The organism is Bacillus jepli, assembly GCF_047238305.1.
Taxonomy (GTDB): Bacteria; Bacillota; Bacilli; order Bacillales; family Bacillaceae_L; genus Ferdinandcohnia.
Map to the genome: position 1 here is coordinate 4,742,280 of NZ_JBDFMO010000001.1, position 19,561 is coordinate 4,761,840.

24 protein-coding genes and 1 pseudogene are annotated in these 19,561 nt (G+C 33.0%); 1 reads left to right on the forward strand and 24 read right to left on the reverse strand.

The features are described 5' to 3' along the window. Positions 1-144: 144 nt before the first annotated feature. From ABC371_RS24090 to ABC371_RS24145, 12 genes and pseudogenes are all read right to left on the reverse strand, one after another. Positions 145-486 (reverse strand): DUF1048 domain-containing protein, encoded by a 342-nt coding sequence (locus ABC371_RS24090; protein ID WP_412899138.1) that lies wholly within the window; start codon positions 484-486, stop codon positions 145-147. Then, complete coding sequence (locus ABC371_RS24095; protein ID WP_412899139.1) at positions 483-827, reverse strand: PadR family transcriptional regulator; 345 nt, start codon at positions 825-827, stop codon at positions 483-485. The genes ABC371_RS24090 and ABC371_RS24095 overlap by 4 nt, the downstream gene beginning before the upstream one ends. Before the next feature lie 227 nt (positions 828-1,054). Next, positions 1,055-1,750: a DUF1361 domain-containing protein gene (locus ABC371_RS24100; protein WP_412899140.1), complete on the reverse strand. Its 696-nt coding sequence runs from the start codon at positions 1,748-1,750 to the stop codon at positions 1,055-1,057. Positions 1,751-1,981: 231 nt separating this feature from the next. Next, a pseudogene (locus ABC371_RS24105) lies at positions 1,982-2,389 on the reverse strand (ABC transporter permease); the annotation flags it as partial. Between the two features lie 411 nt (positions 2,390-2,800). After that, positions 2,801-3,007 (reverse strand): hypothetical protein, encoded by a 207-nt coding sequence (locus ABC371_RS24110; protein WP_412899141.1) that lies wholly within the window; start codon positions 3,005-3,007, stop codon positions 2,801-2,803. A gap of 269 nt (positions 3,008-3,276) precedes the next feature. Further along, a complete protein-coding gene (locus ABC371_RS24115) occupies positions 3,277-3,834 on the reverse strand; it encodes a DUF5412 family protein (RefSeq protein WP_412899142.1) in 558 nt (185 codons plus the stop codon). A 414-nt stretch (positions 3,835-4,248) separates the two neighbouring features. Beyond that, positions 4,249-4,692 carry a sensor histidine kinase gene (locus ABC371_RS24120; protein ID WP_412899143.1) on the reverse strand — a complete coding sequence of 148 codons (444 nt, stop codon included), beginning with the start codon at positions 4,690-4,692 and terminating at the stop codon, positions 4,249-4,251. A gap of 463 nt (positions 4,693-5,155) precedes the next feature. Then, entirely contained in the window at positions 5,156-5,347 is a 192-nt protein-coding gene (locus tag ABC371_RS24125) for a hypothetical protein (RefSeq protein WP_412899144.1), read from the reverse strand. A 169-nt stretch (positions 5,348-5,516) separates the two neighbouring features. Beyond that, positions 5,517-5,711 (reverse strand): nucleic acid-binding protein, encoded by a 195-nt coding sequence (locus ABC371_RS24130; RefSeq protein ID WP_412899145.1) that lies wholly within the window; start codon positions 5,709-5,711, stop codon positions 5,517-5,519. 326 nt (positions 5,712-6,037) lie between these two features. After that, positions 6,038-6,322 (reverse strand): hypothetical protein, encoded by a 285-nt coding sequence (locus tag ABC371_RS24135; protein WP_412899146.1) that lies wholly within the window; start codon positions 6,320-6,322, stop codon positions 6,038-6,040. A gap of 144 nt (positions 6,323-6,466) precedes the next feature. After that, positions 6,467-6,952 (reverse strand): GNAT family N-acetyltransferase, encoded by a 486-nt coding sequence (locus ABC371_RS24140; protein WP_412899147.1) that lies wholly within the window; start codon positions 6,950-6,952, stop codon positions 6,467-6,469. Positions 6,953-7,241: 289 nt separating this feature from the next. Beyond that, positions 7,242-7,709 carry a UPF0158 family protein gene (locus ABC371_RS24145; RefSeq protein WP_412899148.1) on the reverse strand — a complete coding sequence of 156 codons (468 nt, stop codon included), beginning with the start codon at positions 7,707-7,709 and terminating at the stop codon, positions 7,242-7,244. Positions 7,710-8,027: 318 nt separating this feature from the next. On the opposite strand from ABC371_RS24145, the gene ABC371_RS24150 reads away from it, so the two are divergent. Next, the gene (locus ABC371_RS24150; RefSeq protein WP_412899149.1) at positions 8,028-9,026 is read left to right on the forward strand and encodes a DUF2268 domain-containing putative Zn-dependent protease; all 999 of its coding nucleotides are present in this window, start codon (positions 8,028-8,030) and stop codon (positions 9,024-9,026) included. A gap of 400 nt (positions 9,027-9,426) precedes the next feature. On the opposite strand, the gene ABC371_RS24155 is transcribed toward ABC371_RS24150, so the two are convergent. The 12 genes from ABC371_RS24155 to ABC371_RS24210 form a co-directional block, all read right to left on the reverse strand. Continuing rightward, complete coding sequence (locus ABC371_RS24155; protein ID WP_412899150.1) at positions 9,427-9,645, reverse strand: helix-turn-helix domain-containing protein; 219 nt, start codon at positions 9,643-9,645, stop codon at positions 9,427-9,429. Between the two features lie 10 nt (positions 9,646-9,655). Then, on the reverse strand, positions 9,656-10,135 hold the full coding sequence (locus ABC371_RS24160) for a DUF2975 domain-containing protein (RefSeq protein ID WP_412899151.1): 480 nt from the start codon (positions 10,133-10,135) through the stop codon (positions 9,656-9,658). 246 nt (positions 10,136-10,381) lie between these two features. Then, positions 10,382-11,026, reverse strand: coding sequence for a hypothetical protein (locus ABC371_RS24165; RefSeq protein WP_412899152.1), 645 nt, complete (start codon positions 11,024-11,026; stop codon positions 10,382-10,384). Between the two features lie 154 nt (positions 11,027-11,180). After that, on the reverse strand, positions 11,181-11,912 hold the full coding sequence (locus tag ABC371_RS24170; RefSeq protein ID WP_412899153.1) for a dienelactone hydrolase family protein: 732 nt from the start codon (positions 11,910-11,912) through the stop codon (positions 11,181-11,183). A gap of 220 nt (positions 11,913-12,132) precedes the next feature. Then, positions 12,133-12,285 carry a hypothetical protein gene (locus tag ABC371_RS24175; protein WP_335422195.1) on the reverse strand — a complete coding sequence of 51 codons (153 nt, stop codon included), beginning with the start codon at positions 12,283-12,285 and terminating at the stop codon, positions 12,133-12,135. A gap of 454 nt (positions 12,286-12,739) precedes the next feature. Then, positions 12,740-13,426, reverse strand: coding sequence for a YfjL-like protein (locus tag ABC371_RS24180; protein WP_412899154.1), 687 nt, complete (start codon positions 13,424-13,426; stop codon positions 12,740-12,742). A 732-nt stretch (positions 13,427-14,158) separates the two neighbouring features. Further along, entirely contained in the window at positions 14,159-14,368 is a 210-nt protein-coding gene (locus ABC371_RS24185) for a hypothetical protein (protein WP_412899155.1), read from the reverse strand. A 361-nt stretch (positions 14,369-14,729) separates the two neighbouring features. Continuing rightward, on the reverse strand, positions 14,730-14,963 hold the full coding sequence (locus tag ABC371_RS24190) for a DUF3953 domain-containing protein (RefSeq protein WP_412899156.1): 234 nt from the start codon (positions 14,961-14,963) through the stop codon (positions 14,730-14,732). Between the two features lie 1,087 nt (positions 14,964-16,050). Next, complete coding sequence (locus tag ABC371_RS24195; protein ID WP_412899157.1) at positions 16,051-16,731, reverse strand: hypothetical protein; 681 nt, start codon at positions 16,729-16,731, stop codon at positions 16,051-16,053. A 1,089-nt stretch (positions 16,732-17,820) separates the two neighbouring features. Beyond that, a complete protein-coding gene (locus ABC371_RS24200) occupies positions 17,821-18,081 on the reverse strand; it encodes a hypothetical protein (RefSeq protein WP_412899158.1) in 261 nt (86 codons plus the stop codon). A 56-nt stretch (positions 18,082-18,137) separates the two neighbouring features. Continuing rightward, a complete protein-coding gene (locus ABC371_RS24205) occupies positions 18,138-18,326 on the reverse strand; it encodes a hypothetical protein (RefSeq protein ID WP_412899159.1) in 189 nt (62 codons plus the stop codon). Positions 18,327-18,509: 183 nt separating this feature from the next. Beyond that, on the reverse strand, positions 18,510-19,316 hold the full coding sequence (locus tag ABC371_RS24210) for an aldo/keto reductase (protein WP_412899160.1): 807 nt from the start codon (positions 19,314-19,316) through the stop codon (positions 18,510-18,512). Positions 19,317-19,561: the final 245 nt, after the last annotated feature.

Below are 19,561 nucleotides of genomic sequence, written 5' to 3' on the forward strand. Positions count from 1 at the left end.
AAACTCCTGCCCCGTTTGCAAGAAAAAAATTCAACAAAAAAGTGCATTAATCCTTCTTAGATTAACGCACCCGCTAGCTTAAATACTATGTTTTCACAAATTTTTGTAGGTTTGGAGTTTGAACCGAACACTAGGATTTTATCGTTAGCCACGACCAATGGTATCGTTCAACTTCTTACGATATTTGTCTCTCCATGTTTTCTCGTCTTTCACTAGGTCGTCACAGAATGCAGCCACGTCCTTGCCCGTAAGGTCAGTGACTTTCTTGCCTTCAGCTGCTCCTTCCTCAAAAAGGTCGAGAATGCCGCAAAAAATACGGTTGCTGTCCTTCCAGTCAGTGGGACCACCACCAGCAGTCCACATATATTTTTGGATAGCTTTGTAGGCGTTTGAGTATTCACTTGGCAGTGCCTTCGCACGTGCCTCCATCTCTTTCCACTCCCGCTTGTCATCCAGACTTCCGATAATTTTTTCAAAAATACTCATTTTACATTCTCCTTTTTGATTTTTTTAGTTTTGAGTTCGTTAAGTTTACTAGAGATAAAGTCCCATTTCCTCCAAAAATTTTCGAGTTTGTCTTGACCTGCTGCGTTGAGTGTGTAAAATTTTCTAGGAGGCCCCATAGTCGATGGCTTTTTCTCGATATTCACAAGATTGTTTTTCTCAAGGCGCATGGTAATCGTGTAAACTGTTCCTTCAACTACATCAGTGAAGCCAAGTTCTCTAAGTTGTTGCGTAATTTCATAGCCATATGTTTCGCCGCGGCTGATAATTTCAAGCACACAACCCTCAAGCACCCCTTTCAGCATTTCCGTAATATTTTCCATATGTTTTCCTCCATTGCATTTCGCTTATGCTTCAGTATTCTGTATCACTGGTATTCAGTATTACTTATTACTGAGTATATAGTATCGCAGAGTAGCATCGATTGTCAATAGTGAAAACATCATGATCTTCTTGAACAATCCTTCTTCGTTATATATTAGAAGCTTTTATAAAAAAAGGGCACTTCTCCTTCTTGAAGGAAAGCTACCCGTAAATCGTGGTTTTATGTCTAAATTCTAAGCACAGATTGTTTTCTAAAGGTTCTATAAAGTGTATAACTGCCTATAACGAAGATAGTAAAAATAAGAATGAACTGAGTTGCAAATCCATCTATTCCTGCTACTTGTTTTAACAATTGCATTGGGCTGAAAAGTATATCCCAACTATTGAATCGTAAGAATCTTCCAATATAAACACCTAATCCTGTTAGCAAAGCTACTATTAAAATAGCTAAATAACAAATAATCTTTGAATATTTCTTTCTTATGTTCTGTTCAAAAATATAGAAGGACTCTAAACCAGCTAATATGGCGAAAAAGAACCCGATTCCAATAACCAACAACTTTACCCAAACCATAAGTTCCTTACTGTATACAACACCTGTATCTGGCGAGTACATTTCAACTTCCATTAACCACATGAATTTATCATTTGATATATGAATGAAATCAGTTACCATATAAACTGAATTTGGAAAGAACAATAACCAAAGAATCACCCAAAAAATAGACCAACCAATCTTCCTCTGCTCCATAGTCATTTCTGCTATATGAACAAAAAATAATGGTAATACAGCTAACAAGACATTCCACGATAGCATTACATATAGGAAACTAGCTTCCTTAAAAAGCATTACAAAACAGATACACCAATACCCAAACATGAACAATAATATTCCTTTATATTTCTCGAAAAATTCCCCCATAGAACCTCCAATTAATATGAACTCTCTTATCACTGAACATTATACTACGAATGTGAACTAACTAATGAAAAACTTTGTTGAACAATACTGCCCCTTTACTAAAATAAGAAAGAAGGTTAACGTTCTTTCAGTCATCCAATCCCGTTAACTTATGTATTGATTCTAATTCTTTCCTATCAAAAAATGAGCACGTTTTCCATGATCCTATGAAACCTACGCGCTCAGTAAATTTTATATAACAGTTTTTATCTGCTTCGTATAGAAAAGGCGGACGATGAAAAAGTAGATAATTTGAATGACTGAGAAAACCCCTAACACCATTACGGATTCCTTAAATAGATTAAAGGCAAATAGATTTGATAATGCCGTTAACGCAACTGCTCCATGGATAAGTGCCACAATGATTGGCGTGAAGAAGAGAATAGCTGTTTGTCTGGTTAATACCTTCTTCAACTCCTTTGCTGTTAGACCCATTTTCGCAATCGATGAGAATTTTTGCTTATCTTCATCTAAATCCATATATAATCGGAAGTAAAGGAAACTTCCGGCAGAGACAAAAAAGACAATGCCGATAAATAATCCAACAAATAAAAACGGTCCGTAAAATTTCATGATATCATAGATTTCGTAATCGACAGACGTGATTTTATAACGCTCGATATGATCGTATAGCTTTTCCGATGCAGTCATAATAGCATCCTCGCCATCTTTCACTTGCCAAGCAAAATAGCTCTGAACTTCGACTGGCATAGGGGGCTGTTCGTAATCATGATCTGACACGATATAATATGAACCTGTTGCAGGTAACGCTTTGGAGGAGATAACTCCATTTTTATTTGGCTTTAATGTAGCGCCTGATTCCAATTTTAATAAATAGGTTCCTATAGTGACCACGATAATTACAGGAAGCATAACAGCAACAACCATCACTCCCTTTACAAGTAATGAAGTTGCATAGCCAGTTCCAAGCAATAACCCGTTAGTCGAATAACTTCAACAAAAAGTGTATTAATCCTTCTTGGACCATCGGATTTCATTGTTCATTAAATTCTACCCAAAATTTCTATCCAAGAACAGAAGTAGATAACTACCTGCACAAAGATAAATTGCAACTTGAGTAATAACATAAATTGTAAGTTCAAATGGTGTTAGTTTTCTTTCTCTCTTCATTTTTTTAAAATGTCTATAATAATAGAATGAACATAGGAGTAGTATTATTGCTGATAATTGAAATATATTTTCCAGTAAACGAACCAAAAAATCATCTCCTCACATTATAATAAAATCTTTTTACTCTTTAATTCCCACTATCTTTCACTAATTAATCTAATAACTTCAACAAAAAAGCGCCTTAATCCTCCTTAGATCAACGCACCTGTTAGCTTAGTAGACTTAATAAAATTGTATCTTTTTGTCAAGTTTATCTCTTCATTTTTCAACGTTTTTTACTGCATCTAGTAATGTTAATTCCTTTGCTAAAGTAATTCCTTTTTGGATAGAATTCTAATATTATGCAATAGGGTAAATTAGTTTTGAAAGCAAGTCTCATATTTATCTTTCATTAACAAACTTTTGCAAGCCTGACCATTTTCGTGATATATCTCTTTACCGATTTCTAATTTAATACTTCTATCTGAATTTGGAAAATCAGGATTATCATTTAGAATATATAAGGTGTCCTCATCTAACCATTCCATCGAAAACTGATCTTTTGCATCGGCATAGTAAACAGTCCTTACTTTATTGTTATCATTATTGTATGTGATTTCTACCCAAACATTAACGCCGCCTGCTGCACCACCATATAGTTCATAATAAGCATTTGCTGTAAATTTTTCAGTTGGTGAAGTTACAGGTCCAGGTCCCTTTTGGGTAAATTCTTTATCAATTTCACTGAAAGTAAAAAAATACGTTTCATATATATAGATTGAAGAAACCAAAACAATCCCAGACAACGTTGCAATCAGCATCTTTTTAGGAAAAGGTTTCTTTTTAATGAAAGAAATAATCATCCATACACATAAAATCAAAAATAATATAAAAGTAATGAAAGATAGTAATAGACCGTATAAAATTAAAATCAAAAGCCCCCCATTCTACGTTCAAAATCATCATCTCAATACTGGTAAATTTGCAACACTCTTCATCAACTCTGCTCCTCCGTTTCTTCAATAAGAATCAAAGTCTTATTTGAAGCGACTTAAACCTTGCCAAAGGGCAACTCCTAAAAAGAATACAATTATTGTCAAGGTGAACCATGAGTAAAAGTTCTTTTTGTTTCGTACTATTTTGTATATAAAGAAAATCAGAATAAAAATCAATAGTGCCATTCCCGTTATTGCTAATAGCATATTAAGCACGAACATAGTAAACCTCCCACTGTAAACTTTCCTGACCGTTAGCTAATAACTTCAACAAAAATAGGCGATAATCCTTCTTGGATCATCGCACCTTTGGTTGAAAAAGAAATCAAATATGACTTGTTTATCAAAACCTAGCTAATCCCATTTTCTAAACGACACTTCAATGGTAAATTCATTTTCATGGACATTAGCTACCGCTTTTCCACCTTGTTTGTTAACAAGTTGATCAACAATATGTAGTCCTAATCCAAGATGAGTACCCGTTCGACTAGAATCCAACCTGAAAGTTCGATTAAAAATCTGCTGGAGTTTCGTAGCATTCATCTTCTCAACATCATTTACTGCCCTAAACCATATATACTCTTCTTCTTCTACAAAACTAATTATCAAGTAACTTTTGGCATAAGCTAACGCATTTTGAATGATGTTGATTACAATACGAACGGTTGCTTTGTTGTCAGCAAGAACAGCAGGCACAGTACCTTCATCCATTTGGACCTCTAATTGCTCTTTTTCAAAGTCTTCATAGAACATTAGCATTGTTTCCACAACAATTTGATCTAGAAACTGCTTTTCCATGGTCAACTTCTTGTCCGATGAATCAAGTTGTGAGAGTTCATAAAATAAATCTACAATCACAGAAAGATTATCTAAATATTCAGAGTTGCATATAAGATAATCCCAAACAAAAGATATGAAGAAACCAATGCCACAAAAATCATTATGTTTGGGTTTAACTTTTATAAACATTCGCTAATAGGTTTTACCCTTTCTTTCTCGCTCTTAAGATAAGTAGCTTATCATCCATTTCGTTTATGTGTATTGCAAAATAAAATTACAGAGTTTTGCGATGAAGTTAGCCGAAAATTGCAAGCAAAAAATACAAAGTCGTTTAGACCTGGATTTGACATAAGTGGTGCGTATAGTAGCCTCCCTGTTGGCAGAGGCTCCATGTCAAATCATTTTGGGACGATGTAAAAACCATTGCAAACTCTCCACCAGATCATTGCATTCGTCTATACTAATTTTTACAAAATACAGATTAATTATTTTTATTAGTATTTTGTGCATTCTTATTAAATAGATTCTTTGTAATAATAGAAACTATTAATATTGCTAAGCCTATTAGTATGGCTCTTAATATACTATGATCCATATAAATCGTTATTAGTACTGCGATAATAGCGGTTATTATTGCTGAAATAAATGTAACTTTCATTTTTGATGACTTCATAAAAATTATCCCTCCTTGATTGATTACAATATTTTTATTTTCCGTTAACTCGTAAGGGAACAGTGGTTATTCGATACAGCAATGCACCCGTTACTTGAAGAAAAGTGCCTTGCCTTCCTGTTGATGCAAAACACGTATTTGCTGAACAGGTGTCGAAATTGGAAAAGCATTATACAAATTTTTTATAATCACCAATATAGAATGAAACATACCCACAATTAGGACAAACGGCTGCTTTTGGCTTTGCCGAGATATTGTTAAATAGCCCTTTCCCTTTTTTGCTTATTTTTATGCCATACATTACACCTTCAACCTTCACACTACAACCTAGAACCATTTTTTCATTGCATTGGTAACATTTCATTCACTTTTACACCACCATTTTTTGATACTTTAAACTATTAGTTTCGCCTTAGATCATAACTGTTGCACAAAGTTGCACCGTTAACTTAGTATTTTCTATCTAAATACTAACATAATATTCCAAAAATAAAATTTGGATTTTTGCCATAGAAAAAGGCGATCACGTTTAGATCACCTTATTTAACTCTTGATACCCGATTATAGTTTTTTGATCAGTAATTATATTTACAGTTGTCTTTTTTCGAGGTTAGAGCAGTTTATTTTCATGGTAGTTATATAGAAAGACTTACTCAATAGTTACATATTAAGTGATGTGACAATAAGTCATTATTTCTTACCTTTTCGTTCTAAAAATATAGGTGCTATATTTAGTAAGATAGAAACAATTGTCAAAAACCAAAATGCCCTAGCCATACCAGGTATTACATCCGATAAAGCCGCCCAATCTTCCACTTTTACCCACCGAGCTAGATAACTGTAATCTGCACAAATTGTTAATGCTGTAAAGGATAATGCCATCGCCATAGCAAGCTTATAATCCTTTCCTGCTTTATACATAAAAAGATTTATAAAAGTTGTTATTATTGCAATAACCCCAAATATTATCCACATAACTATTCCCTCCATATATTTTTATTTATACCGTGCAATAAAACTAATGTGCTTCATCTCAATTTTTTGCATTACTTTGGACAATTACTTCTTCAAAAAAGGGTGCTTCTCCTTCTTTAAGGGAAGCACCCGTTAGCTTAATAATTAAATTTTTAAAGCCATTCGTACAGTTTTTAAAATATGTCCATCGAATTCGTCATCAAACTCTTTAACAATTTCGAACTCTTTTGCTTCATAAAATGTCTTTCCTATTTTATTATCCTTTTCTACATTTATATAAATCTCTTTTACACCATCTAAATCTTTAATTCCTTGTTGCAACAAAGCTGAACCAATTCCTTTACCTTGGTATTCTGGATAAAGATAAATAGAACCCAATTCAACTTTTCCATCTCCACTTACTGGAGAAAAATTGGCAAAACCAACAACTCTACCATCAACTTCAGCTACGAAAATAAAAGATCGTTCTAAGCGTTGCTTCATCCTTTCATCATTGTAAGCTGATTTCAAGAAATTATTTTGTACCTCTAAAGGAATAATTCCCTCATATGTAGCATTCCAAGTTGTTTTCGCCACGTCTTGTACTTGTTTTGTATCTTCGTGGTGCATCTTACGAATAGAGAAATTCACATAAATCTCCCCTTTTGTAATAATTTTATATTTTTGCTAGTATAGCAAAAATAGACTATAAATAGGTAAAATTGTTGTTTAACTAAACTTCAACGTTTTTTCTATATTTTCCCCAATCAAAAAACACAGTTATTAGAAGTAAAATTAAAAATAAATATTCAAATTTCAAATATATTCTCCCTTCTCAAAGCTACACTAAAAATCAAAGGTCTTATTAAACAAAACTGCACGTTTAGTTCAATAATAAAAGGTGATTACCATTTATTTTAATTATCACCTTCTGTTTACTCTATTCAATAAAGTCTATTTTATTTTCCCGGCACCATTCAATCGCAATTTGTTTATAACACTCGTCTCGGTATGAATACCATTGGTCTTCTAATCCATAATCTATAATTTTGTCCTTAAATCTTCTAAAGGCACCCTTTCCCTTAATTGCCTTAGATAAAGAATCCTGCTTTCGTTGATCACTCACTGCTAGGCAAAAGTTTTCAATTATCTCATATTCATTCACATCATGCTTAGTAGGTAAATCTATATATTTTTCAAAGTTTTCCACCACATCAATTGCCAGCATTCTATTTTCACGTTCCCATTCAGGTAAATGATCAAATGGTTGTTCGTCCTCAGCAGCCCTCAGGTCATCCGAGGTCAATAGCACAATTTCACCCGTTTTAATATTTAGTAAAGAACGTGATTCTTCAAACTGTATTTCCATTTCCTCAATAATATCTTTTAGTTTGACTTTTATACTCATTATTAGACCACCTTTTGATATCTTTTACTAAAGCACCCAATGGTTTAAGTACATTATTTCACAAACTTTAACACGTTTTTCCATTATTTGCTTTTCCAGTGAGTTAAATATAAACAGGAAAGTATAAAATTGAAAAAAAAATTATGCAGTGATGGGCTAATTTTATCCACCCGTCTACACTTTTCTTCAGTAAAGGTGGTCTAATGAGTTAAAAGTAACAGGCATGTATGTAGGCGATAAAATAATAATCTAATTGTAAAATAATTGGAAGAAAAGGAAAATTTAGAGTATACTAAAAATAGGTTTTAAAATAGGTTGGTGATTAAAATTAAAAGACTAATTCCTTTTTTCATATTTTCCGTTATTGTTGTATTACTTATCGGTTGTTCTAATAAAACAATTGAAGTTGAATCACCTAAAGATTTGAATATTAAGAACCCTCCCATTATGAAGAATGGCAATCAGGAATTTAGAATTATACCCTTTTATAGTCAAATATTAGATTACATAGAAAGCGTTTCAGAAATTGAACAACACGAGAAGATGGAAGAACATTACTATCAAAAAGTTGTCGAACCATTTCAATTAGATACTTTAGGTAAAGGAGAGGGGTATTGGATAAAGGACCATTTTGCTTTTGCAACTCCTAAAGACATTAAAACTTTAGAGGAATTTGTTTATTCTCTAATTAATAATCAAGATGAAATAAATAAAATAATAGAACAAGCCTTGATTAAATCATCTAATACCCTTCCAGGCGTGAATAAGAGAGTGTATTTATTTCCTCCTAATCCTGATAACATGGATGGTATCAATTTAATGGGTGGCGTTTCTGGGGTAGCAGTTAGTAAGGATGCATTCATAATACGGATTGATCCATCTTCTTTTAATGAGGATTTGTTGGAGTATAGTGTTGCACATGAATATCACCACACTATTTATATGGAGAGCGGAAATGTAAACTGGGAAAACACTTTATTAGATTCAATTATTCTCGAAGGAAAAGCTGACACTTTTGCCAAAAGTCTTTACCCCAATATTAATATACCGTGGATAGAACCTCTATCAAATCAAAAAGAGGAGGAAGTGTGGGAGCACTTAAAAGAGAATTTAATGTCAAAGGACCGAACAATAAAAGGCGATTATTTTGAAAATCCAAACAAAGGAATCCCCCGTTGGACCAACTACAAGATTGGATACCAAATAGTGAATTCCTTTTTAGAAAAGAATCCCACCACCCCGGTCAGAGACTGGACAGTATTATCTGCGGAGGAGATTTTATCAAATAGTAAATATGGAGATAGGATTTCAAAATAAAAGTTTATTTAGATTCTTGCAAAGGAAGAGACATTCTGACTTTGCTTTTTTGTTTTGCATTTTCTGTCTACTTAATTATAAAGCTGTTTTTTTCTTCTTCTACTATCCTGCTTCGTTAGTGGAAGAAGAAAAAGAGCCGCAGCTACGACTCTTTATTAAACTCTAGCACCCGTTAGCCATCCATGAAGCGCGAAAATCGGCACTTCACCACAGAGAATGAAAATAGTTAGGATGTGTCAATACTGATACTGAACTTGATCCAGTCAACCAATCCATATGCATGATTTGCAGCTCTCTCAATTTTTTTAAACACATGAGACGGGTTCTCTTTGGTATTGTCTTTTTACGAGGACAGATAAGTTAATTTTCATGCTAGTTTAATAAAATTTGTTGTAAATTCTTATTGAGTGTCCTTGTCGCTTTTGTACTCCAAAATATCGCCTGGCTGACAATCCAAAGCCTTACATATCGCTTCTAATGTTGAAAAACGAACCGCTTTTGCTTTTCCATTTTTCAGAATGGAAAGATTCGCCATAGTAATTCCAACCCTCGCTGAAAGCTCCGTTACACTCATTTTTCGTTTTGCTAACATCACATCAATATTAATAATAATTGCCATATCCTCCACCTCAGACCGTCAAATCATTTTCTGATTTTATATTAATCGCTTCTTGTAAAAGTCTTTGGAGAACAGCTGCAAAAACGCCGATAACCAACGAACCAAAAATGATGATGAGTCCCACAAATCCGATAGGAGGGTCAACTTTCTTCCCTATAAAATGGAAGAGTGGCATACCTAATACATACCAACCACTTATTGTAATTGCACAACACTTTATTTTCTTTAACGCTTTTACAGATAAATCTGAGAACGCTGTGTTCTCGTCAATGTATCGCAAAAGGTTAAAAGCCTGATAGAGAGCAAAGTAAAAAGGCACAGCCGCTCCATACAACAAAATTAATACGAGAGATTTTAGATAAGCAATATCTGGATATAATTCTCCAGCAAAATCCCCGATTTTAGGAGCCAAAAATATACAAAATGCAAGAACGGGGATTCCGATAAAAATAACAGCTAACTTTAAAAAGAATGTCGTTACTTTTTTCAAAAAAAGCACCTCACCTGATTTAATGATAAAGTAACTTTATCACACTATTTATTGATTTACAATAAATAAATATTGTTTACTATCGTGTTTTTATTGCTATACGATTTTAATTCAACAAAAATAAAGAGCGTTTTTCATTACAAAGAAATGCTCCTACTTTTAAATGTTAAATTTACAACTTGTTCAACTAAACTGCCCGTTACTTCAATAAGGTCTTATTTGTTGATGCCATTGACTGAAGATTTTTCAACGGTAGTTATCAATGATTGAATTTGCTACATTGATAGCATTTTCTCTGGAGAATTCATTTTTCTTCAGGCTCATATCAAGGTTAATAGTCAATAATGATACTCCGTACGTCAACGCACTTTTGTCTGAGGAGTATTTCCAGTGGATACTCAGAGACTTGTTATTATCGTATAGCATTCCAGTTACGCCTCTATTTAATTGAATCTCTTCTCCTGTGTCGGATAGTGGCTTATCCCACTCCCAAACTGAGACAGTAATTAATTTATCTCCACCTTTATAAACAACATCAATATTGTTAGGTTTATATGGATTATACTCAATCTTTACCTCTTTGAATTCAAATGGAATTTGACTTTGTTCCGGGACTGCTATTATCCCTTGCTCTTCTAATGGAATGTCCTTAAATGGATTAATTAAGTATGGATATTCTTTTAACAATCTTTTCACAGAGGGCGTGGCATTGGTTTTTCCTAATTCGTTATGGAATTCGCTTGTTAACTCGACACGTTCAACCTCATTATCTACCGGTTTAATAGAGCCTGTGATTTCTTCTTCTGACTTGATGTCTTGGGTGTAGGAACAACCGGCACCTAAAAGCAAAGTCCCGAAGACAAAAACAGGAACAAACAGTTTCCACTTCATTCCTTTACCCCCTGACAAATAATTTTTTTATTATAAACTCTTTTACATCGTTAGTTAAATAACTTCAACAAAACAGTGCATTAATCCTTCTTGGATCAACGCACCCCGTTAACTTAAGTGCAATATTTCACAATTCCCATTTCTCAAATCCAAATTAATTAAATTGATTCAACCAAGTAAGGAAATCTTTAAACATTTCATCTGTAAACTGGTGATTAATGTTTGGATAGACCCGAAACTCTACATTATTTTTACGTTCTTGTTCAGTTAAAAAATAATAATAATCTTTATTTCCTTCCAATGGAATCGTTTCATCTGAATCCCCATTCAGAAGGAGTACAGGACCTTCACCATTATTTCTTCCAATCGGGTCATACTTCACAAATACTAGTTCCTCATCTTTCGTTACTTTTTGTCGCCCATCTTTCTGTCTAAATATTTTTTCCGTTAATAGAAACGAACCAGAGCCATTGATATTTGCCAGACCTTTTAAATATATATTCTTAGAAAAAATTCCACTGGCAATAAAACCGCCCATTGAGCTTCCGACGAGAATTATTTTGTCATTTTGAATTCCTACAGTATCAATAAATTGATCAAATTCATCTATACTATAAAAAATCGTCTTCCAAAAATAGTTTTGCATATTCTTATAATTAAAGGGATTTTTTAACGGAGTCCTTGTATCATGATAAATAAGTTCTGGAATGATGGTCGTATATCCACCTTTTGCAATTTCCTTACCAACATCATGATAATGATCTACATTCATTCCCCAGCCATGATAAAAAAGAACTTTTGGCTTACCTTCAGAATGTGATGTAGATTCATACAAATTAAACTTAAAATGACCTAAATCTATCTTTTTCATTACTGTTTCTTGCATTTAACATCACCGTTCTTTATGAATTAAATACAGAAGCTATTTATTTATCAATCAAAAACAACATCTTCCCCCTTTAAATATGTTTATATTTTATAAATATCATACAAATATTTAATTGTGTGTATTATTTTTGTTAAACTATTCTGCCCCGTTAGTATAATAACTTCTACAAAAAAGGATGCTTCTCCTTCTTTAAGGAAAGCACCCGTTAGCTTAATAATCAGTTATTTGATACCCTTCTTTTTTTAAATGAGAGCACTAGTGCTAAAACAAATAAAATTACAGAAATCAATATAGTTGTTCCCGAAGCAATAGGTGTTAAAAATCCTAAAATCAATAGAATAATTCCCAATACAATTAAGCCGACAACCATTAAAATTCCTCCTATTAGGTATTATCAATATCTACTTTAATATTAACATTGGTTACCCTTTTATTGGATGAAACTGAAATATTTTATTGAACTAAACTGCCCCGTTAGCCATCCATGAATCGCAAAGATCAGCGATTCACCACAGAGAATGAAAATGGTTAGGAAGTGTCAATACTGATACTGACCTTAATCCAGTCAACCAATCCATAGCAATGATTTACAGCTCTCTCAATTTTTTTAAAACAGATGAGACGGGTTCTCTTTGGTATTGTCTTTTTTCGAGGTTAGAGAAGCTTATTTTCATGGTAGTACAACAAAAAAACAGCTGCCCTTATGACAGCTCTGATCTTCAACTATTACATCAGTAGTTAAAAAACTGAATAACTCTATTTTCATCTACTAAACTTTTTTGAATGAAGTACTTAGTTCTTCTTCGTTATTGTTATTTTCATTTTTAAAATTCTTTAATATATTTTTTTACATCATCTTCCGTCTTAATGGTGTATAATTTATCACTTGGAATTGTAATGTAAAATGTTTTGGGTTTTTCTTCTTCTTGTTCTTTTAAATCAAACGTTAATTCGATATTTCTAATCCCTTTCTCGTTTACTTTTTGAATGAAAGAAAAAATTTCTTTAATCAGTGCTTCTTCAGTTTTGCTAGAATGTTCCTCTTTGAAATGAATAACACTATTGATGCCTGTTTGAACATCTTTGTAACTCGGTACGTCTTTTTGTATATCTTCTAGGTTTCCTATGCCGTATACAGGATATACACCATAACGATCAACAGAAAGAGAATCAAAAGAACTATCTATTAATGGGGTTAGGTCCTCTTTTACTTCTTTTTCCCAAACTGCTTCTGGATAGTAATCATGTATTGCATTATCGCGTCGTTTCTCAGCGCTAAATGAAAATTCTTTATCATCTCTTAGTTTGAAAATTGTTCCGTAATGATCAAATTTAAAATTAAAATAAGATTCTTCAATGGCAACCTCAATGTCGTATTTTTCTTCAACATACTGTTTTAGTTCGTTCGAAACTTGTGTTTTTTTCCATGGAAGCCCGTAGAAAGAAGCATATAGGTAAAATACAAAAGCTACTATTAATAACAAAACAACTAGTATGATAATTTTTTTCATCCTAAATCCCCTCCTTGTCGTTCATATGTGAATCGTGTCTCTAATTACACTGTTATTTACTGTTTTCTCCCCAATATCCGAATCCTCTAGGTAAATAGTGTTATTTTTTGGTTTTACAAATTAATTTTACTCCCCTGTAAAACAGCTTTCATGTATCCATAAAGAATATTATGGTAGTCACTTATTCCTGCATCTTTAGGTTTTATATTAAAATCTTCGAATATATCTATATAATCTTCTAGTTCTTGTGGGTTAACATTCCAGATATTAAAAGAGTAGGATTCTTCCAACTTCCCATTTACTCATCCTTTTCTTTCCACTCCTTTAATAATACCATTTAGTGTAAGCAAAATAACGTATAATAGGAATTTTCTAAAAGTTTATTGCGGTACAATACCTTATTGAAGTAACCTGCCCGTTACTTGAATAAGGAAATAAAATTTATCTACTTACTAATACTGAATAAACAAATAATATTCCTAAAACAATTCCTATAATATATTTGGAGAAATGTTTAAGTTTATCGCTTTCAAAAGTCTTAATTAACAAGTAAAAAAAACCGATTACCCAAATCCCATTTTGAAAAAAGGTAGAAATAATATTTTTAAACATATTGAATAAGAAAAATAAGTTCATAAATATACCTCCCATAGTTTAATAAAACTTTACCATAAATATCCAAAACATTGTTAAACTATTCTGCCTTCGTTAGTTGAAATTCGTAGTGCGAGTTCATTTCTTTTTTGGAAATAAGTAAGAAACCAAAATTAAAATAATACCTATCGTAAACCCTGTCCAAGTTATGGCATTAAGTGTGCTTAAAGATAAATCCTGAGATAAGCCTGATAACTCTAACACGACTCTTGTAATAGGAACAAGTATTACTATTACAAATGCAATCCACTGAATAATATTACGTTTGCTGTTATCCTTATTTTTCATAAGACACATCCTTTCAAAAACATAATTAAACTAACCTGCCCCTTATATACAGTATCAATTTCATAACATTGATCTGTTGCACCTTTTATCATTGTTTATATGTAAACAATGAAATAGTGGTTAAGGACTTGACTTGGAGCCTCTGTGGGTATGATTGGTCTTGAAAGGCTGAAGCAGGTGTTTCATCAGGCAAACCAGCCTATCATACCCACCCCTCCAAGTAAAGTCCTGTCGTTGTTTACGTTGATAACTATAATTACTTACTGAATATAACACCGTAAACAATGTTAGAAAATAGCCGTTTTTGTTTCATTACTTACGTTAAATACGGTCTAAAATCATACTGTATATATCTGCACCGTTAGTTCAATAAGAAACTTTGGATTGATACAAATAAAATAAATATAAATACAACAATACTTAGCCAGCCGTAGAACTTGTCTCCCTTTTGAAAGAGTCTTAATCCCATTACCAACATTGTTAAACCTAAAAACAACATCATATATTGTTGAAACTTAAAATCCTTAGTAAACAAACCATATCCTGCAAGTGAAATAACTATTATTGATAAAATAATTTGCAAAAACTTTAACAATTTGAAGCCCCCTTTAACCAAGTTACACATAATCCTAATTGATTGTTAAACTATCCTACCCCGTTTGTTCAATAAGGAATTCAACAAAAAAGGTGGTTAATCCTTCTTAGATCAACGCACCCGTTACTTTAATAATAACGGGTTCGGTTGAAAGGGAGAAAATCACAAATAACATGGCTTTTGGAGGTGGAATTAGCACGCTAATTCGCACCTTTTTTTCGTTGATATAACAACGTTTATTTGGCAAAATCGAGATTTTAAAATTCAAATTAACACCCTATTTAGCACGCCCTTTAGCAAGCGTACAATAATTTTTGTACCCTTGCTAATTGGTATGCTAATTCCTATGTTAAAAATTCAGATAAGTGGTTATACTGCTTTTACAACAAGGATTTGAAGGAGCTTATAATGTAAATGAAGTTTATTGAACCCAGGAATATAAACACAGACAAAGTAGATCGGCTTATTTCAGAGCGAATAAGGGCGCTCAGCTTCTTTCCACATCCTTGAAAGATTGTGAGTAATATTTTTACTTACAACTTGTGTTTCGACTTTTTTCAGTTAACCAAATATCTAAACTCAAAATTAGTCCTCCTATATTTCGCTTTTTTTCTTAAAATCAGCAATTAATCGAACTGTGCATTAATCGTAAGTTAATATTACTTCGTGAAATTCACCTGTATCGTTTTAAGCATATATTGCAACAAACTTTCCTTAAAGAAACAATTTGAAGAAATATGTCTAACGATAAAAACAAAAAAGATCGAGGAGCAATTCCTCGATCCAAACTTCAGGGGCTGGTGACTTACCCTTCCCAGCTCCATTTATTATATGATGAACTTTCGCTTCTTGATTATCCTGTTAGGAACGGAAATATGGTCATTGTTTGTCTTTGCTTTGAGTTCCAAAGATCTTATGAATAACAGTAGATACTACGAAAACAGTCAATGCTACTAAAACAGCTCTTAGTATACTATGTTCCATAAATATAGTGAATAGGACTGCAATAATGGTTACTACTATTGATGTAATTATCGGGACTTTCCAAGTTGATGATTTCATATTCACGTTCCTTTCCTAGATGGTTTTAAAGCCAGGTAGCCATTAGTAACCTTCCACCGTAGGTATAGTTAAGATACGCAGGTCTAGCGAATTCTCCGGCAAGGTAAACTGAAACGCCTGTTGCAACTGCAACTGCAACTGAATAAGATAGTGCTGGAAATACTTTAACGAGAAGCGCCGCACCAGCTGTAACAGTTCCTACTAAAATTGAACCAACTACCCATTTAGCTAACCATATGTCTATATCAGACCAGTTAAAAATTATTTTATTTTGACCTGCATATTTCTTAATATTTGTCCATGATTGAGCCATAGTAGAAAATTCAAATTCAGAAGAATCGTCAACTATTACTTCGTCCCCTTCTATTGCTGAGGTTACGACAATAGTTTTACTATCCGTTGTTTCCACTTTGCTTTCTTTTGCTAAATCACGAACCATAGCATTTACTGTTTTTAATTGATTATCAATAGCCTTGTATTCTTCTTTCGACACAACGGCCTTTAATTCCTTCTCATTGACAATAGTAAATTTATTGTTTTTTGCAACAATATACGGATCGGCAATAGCTTTTACGTTTTCGTCTACTTCGGTAAGTGCATAACTATTATTGGCATTACCTCCATTTGCTGATGCAATGCTAGGGGTTACTACCCCTGTGAACAATAAGGCGAAACTCAAAACCAATACTGCTAACTTCTTTGACACGAAATCATCTCCTTTTGTATTTTTTGGAAAAATATGAATCTATTAACAATTATAATCCATATAATTCCAGATTCATATTAGGAAAACAGGTGTTTTTTAGGGTGGAAAATCCACCAATTTCTGCTCCCTTTTTCCTGAAGAAAGAGACTCGGATTTCATGTTAAGCTGAGTATTGGCCTAGCATTTCTTACCTTATTGGCAATAATATGGAAATTCAAGTCCATGTAAAAAACTAGCAGTTATTTTCATTTCTTGATTCTCACACATATTTATATTACAAAAAGGTAGAATAAAACAAAGACGCAGGTGCTGTAACACCTACGTCCCGTTAACTAGTGTTAAGACGAAGATGCCGAATCCTAGAATGACGTTTGCTATGTCTGCTGTATTCACTTGGGCCTTACCTCCTCTCGGAGGATACTCGGCCGCTCACCCTACTGAACATAATTGTCGTCTTAGCAATTCAATTTCTATCGTTAACATATCTACTGACATACCATTTGCGTTTTGCTCGAGACTTTTTACCCTATCATAAACAGTATCCAGTGGCACTTTTAAACTGGTTTTCTCTTATCACTTTTCCTTTTGAACAAACGCACCATTTCCTCACGCTCCCAGCCTCATTTAACTACCTTTAGTATAAATTCTGTTCACAGTGAATGGCGATTCCTAGCGATAAAATACCGCTCTTATCAGTAGAAACCAGTCACCAAATTTAGTTGTTATACCTTTTGTATATATTTGTCTAAAAAAATTGCTGTAATAGTATCAATCTATACAGAAAAAAGAACTTCCATAAAAAATAGAAGTTCTTTTAATAGCTTATTGAACTTTTTTGTTTTTATACTTCAATAAGAAAAGGCATTTCCCCTTCTTAGGTTCGGATACACTTTAGATCTTCGTGCACAAAAAAACAAAACAATTAGCAGATGTTTTAACACGCCTTTTAACATGTGTACAAAAATTATTAAAGCTTGCTAATTAGCGTACTAAAAAAGGTGCTAATTAGTATGCTAATTCCACCTTTAAAAACCATGTTATTTGTGATTTTCTCCCTCTAAACCGAACCCGTTAACTTTAATAAGAGAATTAATAATATAAAAAATAAGATAGAATAAAAAAGACAATCATAGAAAGCAAAGCTCTAATCCAAGTTACTCTTCTACTAACACCTGCTTTTGATTCTAAATAATTTATGTAACCAATAGATAGTATAAAACCAAAAATCACAAGATAAAACCCTTTCAAATCACCATTTTTAAAAAGACTAGCTGCTCCCAATAAAACTAAAATTGTTCCAACTCCACCAAAGAACATACTTATGTACGAAACCTTTTTATCTTCACTCAAACTATTCCCTCCCGCCCTTAGTTAAATAACATTAATTTTACAAGGTTAAAGCACTACTAGTTATCTCCTTGTTTTTTAGAGAAGGCACTTAATATTACACTAATGGAAATCATCATAAGACCTAATCCAGATGCATATTTAAAAACAATATGTTCAGAAAAACCTAATATAAAAATAAGTCCTAAGCAACAAGTTACAATACCAATGTATAATAACCATTTTTCAATTGTATCTAATAAATTCATCCCCTCTTCCCCCTTTATTCGCTACTGCTTAATTTACGATAATAAGCATTAAAAGTTTCATCCTTATTCCACTAAACTGCTTCTTTAGTTCAATAAAAAACGTTACTACTCCATTCTCATTGTTTTGAAGAAATCAAAATCCTAGCGATATTATTAATATCACTAGGATTAAGGACTAAGCAATTATAAACTTTCAATTTTTTCTATATCTTCTGCAGATAATACGAAATCGAAAAGATCTACATTAGATGCTTGATTTTCACGGTTGTGAGATTTAGGAATAACGATTACACCGCGTTGAATTTGGTATTTTAATAAGACTTGTGCGCCAGATTTTTTATAAAGTTTACCAATTTCATCCAAAACTTCTTTTTGTTGGGCTTCGGCTTTCATAGGTCCCCATGCAACAGGTGTAATGCCCTCGTCTTTTAATACGGCAAGGAGATCTTTGTTAGGTTCTTTTAAGTTAACTTGTATTTGATTAACGGCTGGCTTCACTTTAGCAAATTCTTTCAATTCATCTAGATGATTTTTTCCAAAGTTTGAAACGCCGATTGCTTTTATTTTGCCCGCTTGGTAATATTCTTCAAAGACTTCCCAAGTGTTTTTAAGTTGCACTTTGTCTTCGATAGGGAAGTGAATAAGTAGCAGGTCTAGATAGTCTGTTTGGAAGTTTTTTAGACTGTTATCGATAGCTGCTCGAGTAGCTTCCTTTGAAGAAATATATTCTTCGTTGCCTGGAACTTTTGTCGTAATGAATAACTCTTCTCGAGGCACTGTGCTTTCTGCTAAAACTCTTCCGACAAGTTCTTCGTTTCGATAAATGATGGCTGCGTCTATTGAACGGTAACCCAACTCAAGTGCTGATATTAGTTCAGGAATTTCATTTGTTAACGCCCCGTTATAATCGTTATTTTCTTTTCCATAAGTATTTGTGCCTGTACCAACGATTGGCATTTTTAGCCCATTATTAAGTGTTATGTATTCCATATTTTTAAGCACTCCCTCTGCACACTCTAATTACTTTACTAACAAAGTACATTATAACAAATTATAGAAATATTCATAAATAAAGGTGCCTGACCCCCGATACGTAAACAGGAAAGGTTAAAATTTAAAAAAATTATGCAGTGATGGGCTAATTTTATCCACCCGTCTACACTTTTCTTCAGTAAAGGTGGTCTAATGAGTTAAAAGTAACAGGCATGTAAGTAGGTGATAAAATAATAATCTAC